This is a genomic window from Ralstonia sp. 1B3, from assembly GCF_036631435.1.
In genome coordinates this window covers 1-12,213 of sequence record NZ_JAPNUG010000040.1, presented here as the reverse complement: position 1 = coordinate 12,213, position 12,213 = coordinate 1, and the positions used below count along the sequence as shown (strand labels likewise).

Sequence of the window (12,213 nt, the reverse complement as noted above, 5' to 3'; positions counted from 1 at the left end):
CGGCGCGTTTGCGCTCTTTCGTATGCGGTCGATGTGCGCGGTGCGTGCTAAACGTGCCGCGCGATCACCATCCGCTGGACTTCGCTGGTGCCTTCGTAGATCTGGGTGATGCGTGCATCGCGGTAGTGGCGCTCGACGGCGTAGTCGGCCAGATAGCCGTAGCCGCCGTGGATCTGGATGGCGTTGGAGCAGATTTCTTCCGCCAGTTCCGATGCGTAGAGCTTGGCCTGCGAGGCTTCCGACAAGCACGGCTTGTCTGCGCTGCGCAGGCGCGCCGCGTGGTGAACAAGCAAGCGCGCCGCATTCAGGCGCGTGGCCATGTCGGCCAGCATGTTGGCGATGGTCTGATGCTCGCGCAGCGCCTTGCCAAACTGGATGCGCTCATTCGCGTAGTTGCGTGCCGCATCGAACGCGGCGCGCGCAATGCCCACGGCCTGCGCGGCAATGCCGATGCGCCCACCTTCCAGGTTCGACAACGCGATCTTCAGGCCCTCGCCACGCTCGCCCAGCAGGTTCTCTTCGGGCACGGCGCAGTCTTCCAGCGTGATCGGGCAGGTGTCCGACGCGCGAATGCCGAGCTTGTGTTCGGGCCGCCCAACGTGAAAGCCCGGCGTGTCCGTCGGCACGATGAAGGCCGAGATGCCGCGCTTGCCAGCCTCAGGGTCCGTCACGGCAAACACGATCGCGATGTCTGCGCGCGCGCCGTTGGTCACGAACTGCTTGTTGCCGTTGAGCACCCACTTGCCGTCGCGCAGCACCGCACGCGTGCGCAGGTTATTGGCCTCGGAGCCGGCATGCGGCTCGGTCAGGCAGAACGCGCCAATCGCGCGGCCGGTGGCCAGGTCCGGCAGGTAGCGCGCCTTCTGTGCCTCGGTGCCGAACTTGAGGATCGGGCCGCAGCCGACCGAGTTGTGCACGCTCATCATCGTCGCGCTGGCAGCGCAACCGGCGGCCACCTCTTCCAGCGCGAGCGCATAGGCCACGTAGTCGGTGTACGAACCGCCCCACTCCGCCGGCACGATCATGCCGAGCAGGCCCAGCTCGCCCATCTCGCGCACCACCTCGTCGGGCAGGGCGCCGTCACGGTCCCACTGTGCGGCGTTGGGCGCCAGGCGCTCGGTGGCAAAGTCGCGCGCAGCGTCGTGGATCATCCGCTGCTCTTCGGTATAGAAGTCGTCCATCGCTTGGCTCTTGCTTGTTGGCTGACCGGTGCCGCGTGACGCTGCCTGTGCAGGCGCCTTACACTGTGCAGCCCGCGGCGCTCGGGTTCGATGGGGAAAAAGTGTAGGCACGCGGCTGGGCGGCTTCGATGCCCGTCACGATCAACTTGCGTGAGCGGATTTGCCATACCGATGAAAAACAACGAAAAAGGAACCGTCTCTGTCAGCCTCGTCAACGAGGCCGTGATGCGTGCGCGCGCGCATGGTGTGGACATGCAGCCCATCATGGCCGCCGGGGGCATCACGCCGCAGATGCTGGCGCAGCCGCGCAGCCGTGTGTCATCGGCGCAGTACGGCGCGCTGTGGGCCGGCATTGCGCAAGCCATGGACGATGAGTTCTTCGGGCAGGATGCGCACCCCATGCGCTGGGGCAGCTTCGTAGCGATGACGCAGGCCGCGCTCACTGCGCGCACCGGCCGGCAGGCGCTGGCGCGGGCCGTCGGTTTTCTGCGGCTGGTGCTGGATGACCTGCATGTGCGCGTTGAAGAAGACGATCAGCGTGTGCGTCTCGTCTTTGTGCACCGCAAGGGCACGCGGGTGCCGCCCATGTTCACCTACGCCACGTGGCTCATCATGGTCTACGGCCTGGTGTGCTGGCTCGTGGGGCGGCGTATTCCGTTCATTGCCGCGCGCTTCCGTTGTGCGGCGCCACAGGACGCGCAGGAATACCGCCTGATGTTCTGCGACGACATGGCGTTCAAGCACGATGCGTCGTACGTCGACCTGTCGCCCGATTTTCTTGACCTGCCGGTCATTCAGACGGCGGCGTCCAGCAAGACGTTTCTGCGCGATGCGCCGGGCAACTTCATCGTCAAGTACCGCAACCCGGATTCCTTCGCCGCGCGCGTACGCAAGACGCTGCGCAATCTGCCCGTGGCCAGCTGGCCCGCGTCGGACGCAATGGCGCTCAAGCTGAACGTGGCCGAGGCCACCATGCGGCGGCGCCTGAAGCTGGAAGGCCACGTATCAGTCGATCAAGGACGACCTGCGACGCGACATTGCCATCGGCCAGTTGCAGGACACGCGCCGCACCATCGCCGACATTGCCGTCGCGGTCGGCTTTGCCGAACCGAGCGCCTTTCACCGCGCCTTCCGCAAATGGACGGGCATGCGGCCAACGGACTATCGACTGGCCAGCGCAGGCTGAGGCTGCGCGGCCACGGCGTCCGGCCGTGCCGCTCACTTCCCGCAGCATCTCCAGAAACGCCTTGAGCACCGGCGAGTGATCGTCCACACGATAGTGGACGTACAGCGGCACAGCAGGCAGCGCCGGCTCCAGCGGGCGGAAGACCACACCGGGCGGCGCCAGGTTCGCCGTCGAGCCCGGCAGCAGCGCCACACCAAAGCCCGCGCTCACCAGCGCCAACAGCGTCTGCACTTCGGTCACCTGTTGGCGCACGAGCGGCGCAAAGCCAGCCTGGATGCACAGATGCAGCAGGTGATCGGCAAAGCGCGATCGCTTGGATTCGAACGCAACAAACGGCTCGCCGGCAAAGTCACCGAGGGCCAGGCTGGTGTGCCCGGCCAGACGGTGTGTGGCCGGCAGTGCCATCACGATCGGCTCGTGCTGCAGCAGTTCGCTGCGCACGGCGGGGTCTTCCTGCCCCAGGCGGAAGATGCATGCATCGATGCGGCGCTCCTTGAGCGCGGCCACCTGCGCGGCGGGCGTCATCTCCTGCAGGCGCCATTCAACGCCGGGGTAGCGCTCGCGAAACTGGCGTAGCGCTTCGGGCAGCAGCCCCACCATCACCGAGCTGATCATGCCGATTTCCAACTCGCCCACCTGGCCGCGGCCCGCCTGCCGGGTGAGATCCAGCGCGCGGTTGAGCTGGGCAAACACCAGCGGCGCCTGCTCCTTAAGCGTGCGTCCGGCGGCCGTCAGTTCGACGCGGTGGTGACTGCGCACAAACAGCGGCGTGCCGATCTCGTCTTCCAGCAGCCGGATCTGCTGGCTTAGCGGCGGCTGCGACATGAACAGGCGCGCCGCCGCCCGGCCGAAGTGCAGCTCGTCGGCCAGCACCGAGAAATAACGCAGCAGGCGGATGTCCACGGTATGCGCTACGCTTCAGGTCGAAGTTGAACGGCGTCTCGCGCTGGCGCTTGCCGGTCAACCGGAAGATGGCATTGGCAATGGCGGGCGCCACGGGCGGGTTGGCCAGCTCGCCCACACCACCCGGCTTGTCGCGGTTGCCATCGATGATGACGATGTCGATGGCGGGCATGTCCGACATGCGCATCACGGGGTAGTCGTGGAAGTTGCTCTGCTGCACCGCGCCGCCCTGGATGTCGATGCGATCGAACAGCGCATGGCCGAGGCCCCACATCAGGCCGCCGTACAGCTGCTCCTCCACGCCGGTGCGCGAGACCGCCAGGCCAACGTCGGCCACGCAGGTGAGCTTTTGGACGACGACGCGGCCGTCCTTGCGCGCCACCTGCGCCACCACGGCGATGTAGCTGTCATACGCCTGATGCGTGGCCACGCCCAGTGCGTGGCCGTGCGCCATGTTTCCCCACCCCGCACGCTGTGCGGCGGCGCGCAGCACGTCGACATGCCGGGGCCGGTCGGCCATGTGAGCGACGCGGAAATCAACCGGATCGCGCCTGGCCGCCACAGCGAGTTCATCGATGAAGCTCTCGGTGGCGAAGACGTTGGGGATGAAGCTGACGGCGCGGTACCAGCCCGTCGGGATGCCCGTTTCGTGCCGCACCCAGCCGATGTCCATGTGGTTGGCGCGGTATGGAAAATCCCACTTCGAGAGGGCCTCGGTGGTGCTGTAGTCCATGCGATCGGGGCGGTCGAAGTAGCCCGGCTCCCACTGCTCGGGCGATGCGGGCGACACCGCGCGGACGCACAGCGCATCGAGCCGGCCTTGCGCATCAAGCGCGCCTTCGAGGCGGTGATACGTGGCGGGGTGGCCGTACAGCGCGCGCATCTCGTCTTCGCGGCTGTTCATCAGCTTGACGGGCACGCCCGTCTTTTTGGCAAGGTAGCTGACTTCGAACAGCCAGTACTTCTCGCGCGCGCCAAAGCTGCCGCCCGACACCATCTCGTGCAGCACCACCTTGTCGCGCGGCACGCCGCAGATCACCTCGGCAGCTTCCATCGCGGTGGATGGCACCTGGATGCCACCCCAGTATTGAATGGCGCCGCCTTTGAACCACGCGGTGATGTTGACGGGTTCCAGCGGATTCTGCTGCTTGTACGGCATGCGATACGCCGCGTCGATGCGCTTGGCGCCATGGGCCATCGCCACGTCCGTGTTGCCGGTCTGCACGGTGTGCACCACGCGCGCCTTGCCGCTGGCAAGCCATGCGGCCTGGTGCTGCGCGACATGGCCGCTGTCGAAATCGGCGAAGGCGCTGTCGTCCCACTCGACCTTGAGGGCCGCGCGGCCCTTGTTGGCGGCCCAGTAGTCGTCGGCCAGCACGGCCACGCCTTCCTGGTTACCGCCCAGCACATCGGCGCGCATCGGGATGGTCATGACCTGGCGCACGCCGCGCACCTTCAACGCCTCGGCGCTGTCGATGCGGCGCACGCGTGCACCCGGCATCGGCGCCCGCTGCACGACCGCCACCAGCATGCCCGGCAACGACACATCGATGCCGTACTGGAACCGGCCCGTCGTCTTGGCCAGCGCATCACGCTTATGCCTGAGCTTGCCGATGTACTTGAAGTCCGCCGGATCCTTCAACGTCACGTTGGCAGGTGCAGGCAGACGGCCCGCCGCATCGGCCAGTTCGCCGTAGGTGGCCTTGCGGCCGTCGGCATTGCAGATGACGGTGCCGTCGGCGGTGCTGCATGCGGCCACGGGCACGCCCCAACGTTGCGCCGCCGCGCTGATGAGCATCGCGCGCGCCGTGGCGCCGGCTTGCCGCAGGCGCGCATATTCGAGCGACACGCTGGTGCTGCCGCCGGTGGAATACACCTTCCAGACCGGATGAATGTAGTCCTGGAAGAACGGATCTTCCGGCGTGACGACGGCAATGCGCATCGGGTCCACGTCCAGCTCTTCGGCCACGCAGGCGGCCAGCGCGGTTTGCGTGCCGGTGCCCGAATCGTGCTTGTGGACGACGATCTTGACGGTGTTGTCGGCCAACACGCGGACCCACGCATTGGGTTCGAATTCCCCCGCGGCGCCATCCTTGCCGGCGGCCAGTGCATCGGGCAAGCGAAAGCCGACCGACAGCCCCGCCGTCAGCAGCGCGCTCTGCTGCAGGAAGCGGCGGCGCGACGGTGCATGCAAGTCACGCGGCGCGTTCATGCCTTGCCTCGCTCGTCGGCGGCGCGCTTGATGGCCTGGCGGATGCGCCCGTAGGTGCCGCAGCGGCAGATGTTGCCGGCCATGGCATTCGTGATGGCCTCGTCGTTGACGGGCGTGCCTGCCGCCAACAAGGCAGCGGCCGACATGATCTGCCCCGACTGGCAGTAGCCGCATTGCGGCACGTCTTCGGCCACCCAGGCGCGTTGCAGCGGGTGCGTGCCGTCTTTCGACAGGCCTTCGATGGTGGTCACGCTGTGCCCGGCCGCGGCCGACGCCGGCGTGATGCACGCGCGGATCGGTGCGCCATCCAGATGGACGGTGCAGGCCCCGCAAAAGCCGCCGCCGCAGCCAAACTTGGTGCCCGTCAGCTTCAGCCGATCGCGCAGCACCCACAGCAGGGGCATGTCGGCATCGGCGTCATCCAGCGCATGGGGCGCGCCATTGACCATAATCTCGGTCATCATTGTCTCCTCCAGAATCGGGCCGTCTTGTGCGGCCGCGCCTGGCTGCAATATGAAGCCGCGCACGGGCAACCCGCCAGCGACGATTTCTGCCAGCCCGTGTAAGTCGAACTAACAGCTCACCCACCGCCGCCATGTACAAGCGTTATCCGTCGATCCAGTCGATGCATGCCTTCCTGCAGGCGGCGCGCACCGGCAGCTTTACCAAGGCCGCGCAGCAACTGGACCTGACGCACAGCGCGATCAGCCAGCAGATCCGTTCGCTGGAGGAATTCATCGGCCAGCCGCTGTTCGTGCGCGAAGCGGGCGGCATCGTCCTGACCGATGCGGGCCAGCTCTTTGCCAGCATGCTGACCGACGGCTTTGGTCAGGTGGACCGGGCGCTGTCTTCGGTGCGCAACCGGCACGTGCCGCAAACGCTCATCGTCGATGTCGACAGCGAACTGGCGCAGGGCTGGCTCAATGCGCGGCTGCCGCAATTGCTCGCGGCGCTGCCTGGCTACCAGGTGATGTTCCTGTCGACCCCGCGCGGCGAGCGGCCCTCGTTCGAGCGCGTGGATGTCTCGCTGCGCTACGGCTATGGCGAATGGGATGACTGCGAGATGGCGCTCGTCTGTGGCGACCACGTCACCGCCGTGGCGGCGCCCGCGCTGCTGGAGCGGCATGGCGTGCAGGCGCCGCTGGCGCCGTCGGCTGCGATGGCGCTGCCGCTGCTGGGCTACACGCGGCGCTCGTGGATTCCGTGGCTGGACGCCGCCGCGCTGGAGCCGCTGGAGCCCGCCGTGGTGGCCGCATTCGACAACGCCGCCAACATGCTCGCTGCCGCCGAAGCCGGCGTCGGCGTGGCGCTGGTGCGTGGGCTGCTGGCGGCCGATGCACTGCAACACGGGCGCCTCGTGCGGCTGACCGACGTGGCCATCCCGGCGCACTACAACCTGTATGCCGTCTGGCAGCGCGGCCAGGGTGAGCGCGCGCAGGCGGTGGTGAACGCAGTGCAGCAACGCGCGACACGCTGGGCGCCTGAGCGCCCGCCGCCTTCCGACCGACTTGCCGATATCGGCAACGTATCAAGACCGCCGCCAAATGTATTGGCCGACCCCGGCCCTGACTCCGATACTGCGCCCCAAGCAGCACGCATCCGGCATCACGCGATCCGGCGAGGGAAGGCACACGCCTAGCAAAGAGCGCCGCGCTGCAGGACGTGCCTGCCCTCACCGGGAAGCCATCACGCGCTTCCTCCCAGTCATCAGGAGATCCAACGATGATCATCGACATCAGCTGCTACCCCACCGACCTGGTGGACCTCGCGTGGTGGCACGACGGCGACCCCTTTACCGGCGAGCGCCTGCTCGAAATGATGGACGGCCCGTACATGATCAACGGCAAGCCGCGCCGTATCGACAAGGCCTTCATCCAGCCGCCGCAGGGCAACACCATCTACACGTGGACGGACGGCGAGCTTTCGGGCCGCGAGTCCATCGACGCCTACATGGCGTACACGCTCAAGATGGTGCAGACCTACCCCGACCGCTTCATCGGGTGCTTCGTCTACAACCCGCGCTGCGGCGTGCAGAACGGCGTGGAGGCCATCGAGCGCTACGTCAAGGAGCACGGCTTCAAGATGGTCCAGATGCAGGCCAACATGCACGCCTACCGTCCGGACCGCGCGCTGGACTGGGTGATGCCCGCATTCGAGAAATGTGCCGAGCTGGGCGTGCCCGTCAAGCTGCATACGGGCGACGGCCCCTACAGCATTCCGTCGGAATGGATTCCGATGATCAAGCGCTTCCCGAACGTCGATTTCATCATGGCGCACTTCGGCGTGCAGACCGGCGGCGTCTACGTGTTCGAGCCGATGCAGTGGGCGATGGAGCTGCCCAACGTGTATTGCGAATCGGGCTGGTGCCTGCAGTCGCGCATCGTCGAATTTGCCAAGGTGCTGCCCAAGCACAAGATCCTGTTCGGCACCGACACGCCGCCCAACGAGCCGGGCATGTGGCTGCGTCTGCTGGAAGTCTTGTGCATGGACCCGCCGCAGGGCCTGAACCTCGATGAAGACACGCTCGAGGATTACCTGGGCAACAACATCGCCCGCATGATCGGCCTGGAGCCGACCCGTCCGCCCAAGACCGTGGCCGAAGCCGAAGCGCAGCTCGCGCTGGCTGCCGCCTGAGCCACCGCAGACCGCACGGAGCGCAACACATGATTATCGATACCCATCTGCACCCAACCAACCTGGTCGACGAGGCCTGGCGCCACACCGGCACGCCGTTCAACGGCGAGCGCATGATCCAGCTGATGGACGGCCCGTACATGATCAACGGCAAGCCGCGCCGCATCGACATGGGCTTCATCCAGCCGCCGCCGGGCAACACCGGCTACCGCGACGGCAACCGCCGCGGCCGCGAAGGCATTCGCGACTACATGGCGTACATCGCCGAACTGACGCAAGTACCCGGACCGCTTCATCGGCAACTTCACCTACAACCCGCGCTGGGGCCCGGAGAACGGCGCGGCGGAGCTGGAATTCCACATCAAGGAATACGGCTTCAAGATGGTCAAGCTGCACGCCAACATGCACGGCTACCGGCCCGACCGCGCGCTCGACTGGCTGCGCCCCGCGATGAAGGTCTGCGCCAAGTACAACATCGTGGTGCTGATCCACACCGGCGACGGCCCGTACACCATCCCGACGATGTTCTATCCGATCATCCGGGAGTTCCCGATGGTGAACTTCATCATCGGACACTTCGGCATCCAGACCGGCGGCAACTACTCGTTCGAAGCGTTCTGGATGGCAATGGATACGCCCAACGTGTACTGCGAATCGGGCTGGTGCTTCCAGTCGCGCATCGTCGAATTTGCGAAGCAGCTGCCGCGCGACAAGATCGTCTTCGGGACCGATTCGCCGCCCAACGAGCCCGGCATGTGGCCGCGAGCTGGAGGTGCTGTGCTCGGCGCCGCCGCAGGGGCTGGGCATCGATGAGGACCACCTCGAAGACTATCTGGGCAACAACATTGCGCGACTGGTCGGCATCGAACCCACCAAGCCGCCCAAGGACCTGGCCGAGGCGGAGCTTCGCCTGAAGTCGACCTACGTCCAGACAGCAGAAGCGGCCTGAGCGCCGATCCCGCGGGCGCCGTGCCTCTGTGGTGTTCGGCGCCCGCCTCTAGCGAGGTGTGCCATGAGCATGACCCGGCTTGGCGAAGGCCAGGATTTCCACGTCTTCGCCAATCTCTATCGCGAGCTGTATCCCGAAGATGTGCTGACGGTGCGCCACGGCATCTCCGCCGATCAGGACGTCACCGCCGTCATCGATCAGCTTGCTGTGCGCAACCAGACCCCCATGCTGGTCTGCGAGCAGGTCAGCGGCCTGCAGGTGCCGCTGGTCACCAACGTCTTTGCCTCGCGGTCACGGCTGGCACGGTTGTTCGACGTGTTGCCGCATCAACTGCACGATGCCTTCCAGGCACGCGCCAACGCGCCCATCGCACCGCGTGTCGTCTCGCACGGCCCCATCACCGACGAGGTGATCGAAGGTGACGCGGTCGACGTTGCGCTGCTGCCGATGATCAAGCACTTCGAAAGCGACCGCGCGCCCTACATCACCAACGCCATCATCGTGGCCGAGGACCCGGTGACGGGCGTGGCCAACATGAGCTATCACCGCTCGATGCGCCACGCACGCAACGCACTGGCGACGAGCCTGCACTCGCGCGGCCACCTGTGGCGCATGCTGCAGACCGCGCGCGAACGCGGCGACGTGCTGCGCGTGGCGATGGTGGTAGGCGCGCATCCGCTGTTCATGCTGGCCGCCGCCGCCCGCCTGCCCTTTGGTGCCGACGAACGCGCCGTTGCGGGTGGCCTGCTCGGCGCGCCGCTCGATATCGTCCGCACGCCGCGCTACGGCATCGGCGTGCCGACGGCAGCGGAGTTCGTGCTCGAAGGCACCATCGACCCCGCCGCCTATGCCGAGGAAGGCCCGTTCGGTGAATTCACCGGCTATTCGTCCGACCGCTCCACCAACAATGTGCTGCGCATCGATGCCCTGATGCGTCGGCGCGACGCGTGGCTCGTCGACGTGGTGGGCGGCCCGTACGCCGAGCACCTGACGCTGGCCCGCCTGCCGCGCGAGGCCGAGATGAGCGAAAAGCTCAAGGCGCGCTTCCCATCGGTGACGGCGCTGCACTATCCGAACTCGGGCACGCACTTCCATTGCTACGTGGCGCTCAACCCGACGCGCGACGGCGAGGCGCGGCAGGTCATGCTGGCGCTGCTCGGCTGGGATCCGTACCTCAAGACTGTGATTGCCGTGGATTCCGATATCGACCTGCAGCAGGACGAGCAGGTGCTGTGGGCCATGGCCACACACTTCCAGCCGCACCAGGATGTGTTCATGGTCGATGGCCTGCCCGGCAGCCCGCTCGATCCGTCATCGTCCGTGCACGGCACGACTTCGCGCATGGGCATCGACGCCACGCGCGGTGCCGGCTTCGAAGGCATCCGCGCACGCATCGATCCGCAGGCGATTGCCCGCGCGGGCGACATCCTCCGTCAGGCCGGAGCGCGTCCATGAGCGCGCGCCACCCTCGCGCTCCCGCCCGGCCGCGCATGGTGGTCGGCATCAGCGGTGCATCGGGCTTCGTCTACGGCGTGCGGCTGCTCGAACTGCTGCGCGCGCTCGATGTGGAAACGCACCTCGTCGTCACACGTTCTGCGCTGCTGACGATGGCGCACGAAACGCCGTTCAAGCTCGCCGACGTGATCGATCGCGCTACGCATTACCACCGCGCGGACGACATGGCCGCCGGCATTGCCAGCGGCTCGTTTCGCGCGCTGGGCATGATCGTGGCGCCGTGCTCGATGAAGTCTCTGGCGGAAATTGCCACGGGCGTCTCGTCGACGCTGCTGACACGCGCGGCAGACGTCACGCTCAAGGAGCGCCGTCCGCTCGTACTGATGGCGCGCGAGACGCCATTCACGCTCGCACACCTGCGCAACATGCAGGCCGTCACGGAGATGGGCGCCATCGTCGCGCCGCCCGTACCGGCCTTCTATGCGCGCCCGAATACGTTGGACGACATGATCGACCACACCCTCGGCCGCGTGCTCGACCTGTTCGGGCTCGATGCCGGCACCGCCCTGCGCTGGGGCGAAGAAGCCTTACCTGCCTGAGTCCGTACCCCACCCACGCTCGACAAGGAGACAACATGAAACCCCAAGCCACGGCCCACGCCACGCTTCCCGGCCCGAACACCAAGATTCCGGTCACCATCCTCACCGGCTTTCTCGGCGCCGGCAAAACCACGCTGCTGAACTTCATCCTGCGCGAAAACCACGGCCGCAAGATCGCCGTGATCGAAAACGAGTTTGGTGAAGTCGGCATCGACGGCGGCCTCGTCATGGCCTCGGAAAACGAAGAGATCTACGAGATGGTCAACGGCTGCGTGTGCTGCACGGCCGAGGTGCGCGAAGACCTCGTGCGCATCGTGCGCCAGCTTGTCGCGCGGCCCGAACGACTGGACCACATCCTGGTGGAAACCAGCGGCCTGGCCGATCCGTATCCGGTGGCGCAGTCGTTCTTCATCGACGACCCGATTGCCGAACATGTCGAGCTTGACGCCATCGTCACCATGGTCGACGCCAAGCACATCGCCGCGCATCTGGACGACCTGCACCTGGACGGTGTCGACAACCAGGCCGTCGACCAGATCGTCTGCGCGGACCGCATCGTCATCAACAAGGTGGACCTTGTGGGCCGCGACGATATCGACGCGCTGCGCGGGCGCATCCGCGGCTTGAACGCCACGGCCGACATCGTCACCTCCAGTTATGCCGAGGTCGATCTGAACAAGATCATCGGTGTCGGCGCGTTCGAGGCGACGCAGAAGCTGCTGGAGATCGGCGCAGACGCCGGCCACGGCGAGCATGACGCGCACGACCATGAACATGACCACGAACATGAACATGTTCACGCCGGCGCTCACGAGCATGACCACCAGCACGATCCGAGCGTCTCGTCAGTGGGTTTTGACGTGCCGGCCGACGTGGATCTCGTGCGCTTCCATACGTGGATCGACGCCCTGCGCACCGAGCAGGCGGAAACGCTGTTCCGCATGAAGGGCATCCTGGCCGTGAAAGGCCAGGCGCAGCGCTACGTGCTGCAGGGCGTGCACAGCCTCATCGACTTTCGCGCAACGCAGCCGTGGGGCAGCGAAGCGCGCAGCAACAAGATCGTCTTCATCGGCCGCGACCTGGATCGTGCGGCC

The 12,213-nt window shown here is 66.5% G+C and carries 6 protein-coding genes and 5 pseudogenes; 7 read left to right on the top strand and 4 right to left on the bottom strand.

What is annotated here, in order from left to right; genetic code table 11:
- Window positions 1–47: 47 nt before the first annotated feature.
- The gene (locus OWR21_RS11735) at window positions 48–1,181 is read right to left on the bottom strand and encodes an acyl-CoA dehydrogenase (protein ID WP_232040023.1); all 1,134 of its coding nucleotides are present in this window, start codon (window positions 1,179–1,181) and stop codon (window positions 48–50) included.
- Between the two features lie 171 nt (window positions 1,182–1,352).
- Here OWR21_RS11735 and OWR21_RS11730 point away from each other — a divergent pair.
- A pseudogene (locus tag OWR21_RS11730) lies at window positions 1,353–2,367 on the top strand (AraC family transcriptional regulator).
- Between the two features lie 45 nt (window positions 2,368–2,412).
- Here the strand turns inward: OWR21_RS11730 and OWR21_RS11725 are convergent.
- From OWR21_RS11725 to OWR21_RS11715, 3 genes and pseudogenes are all read right to left on the bottom strand, one after another.
- Window positions 2,413–3,240 (bottom strand): annotated as a pseudogene (locus tag OWR21_RS11725) (LysR substrate-binding domain-containing protein); the annotation flags it as partial.
- Window positions 3,241–3,295: 55 nt separating this feature from the next.
- A pseudogene (locus OWR21_RS11720) lies at window positions 3,296–5,482 on the bottom strand (molybdopterin cofactor-binding domain-containing protein); the annotation flags it as partial.
- A complete protein-coding gene (locus OWR21_RS11715) occupies window positions 5,479–5,943 on the bottom strand; it encodes a (2Fe-2S)-binding protein (RefSeq protein WP_027679408.1) in 465 nt (154 codons plus the stop codon). The pseudogene OWR21_RS11720 and the gene OWR21_RS11715, both read right to left, overlap by 4 nt.
- Window positions 5,944–6,077: 134 nt before the next feature.
- Between OWR21_RS11715 and OWR21_RS11710 the strand changes: the two are divergent.
- The 6 genes and pseudogenes from OWR21_RS11710 to OWR21_RS11685 form a co-directional block, all read left to right on the top strand.
- Window positions 6,078–6,938: pseudogene (locus OWR21_RS11710) on the top strand (LysR family transcriptional regulator); the annotation flags it as partial.
- Between the two features lie 266 nt (window positions 6,939–7,204).
- Window positions 7,205–8,116 (top strand): amidohydrolase family protein, encoded by a 912-nt coding sequence (locus OWR21_RS11705; protein WP_045202142.1) that lies wholly within the window; start codon window positions 7,205–7,207, stop codon window positions 8,114–8,116.
- A gap of 29 nt (window positions 8,117–8,145) precedes the next feature.
- A pseudogene (locus OWR21_RS11700) lies at window positions 8,146–9,065 on the top strand (amidohydrolase family protein).
- Window positions 9,066–9,128: 63 nt separating this feature from the next.
- Entirely contained in the window at window positions 9,129–10,520 is a 1,392-nt protein-coding gene (locus OWR21_RS11695) for a UbiD family decarboxylase (protein ID WP_316891489.1), read from the top strand.
- Window positions 10,517–11,119 carry a UbiX family flavin prenyltransferase gene (locus OWR21_RS11690; RefSeq protein ID WP_316891490.1) on the top strand — a complete coding sequence of 201 codons (603 nt, stop codon included), beginning with the start codon at window positions 10,517–10,519 and terminating at the stop codon, window positions 11,117–11,119. Before OWR21_RS11695 ends, OWR21_RS11690 begins: the two co-directional genes overlap by 4 nt.
- A gap of 35 nt (window positions 11,120–11,154) precedes the next feature.
- Window positions 11,155–12,213: CobW family GTP-binding protein (locus OWR21_RS11685; RefSeq protein WP_332395337.1), on the top strand; the 1,059-nt coding region annotated here is incomplete at its 3' end.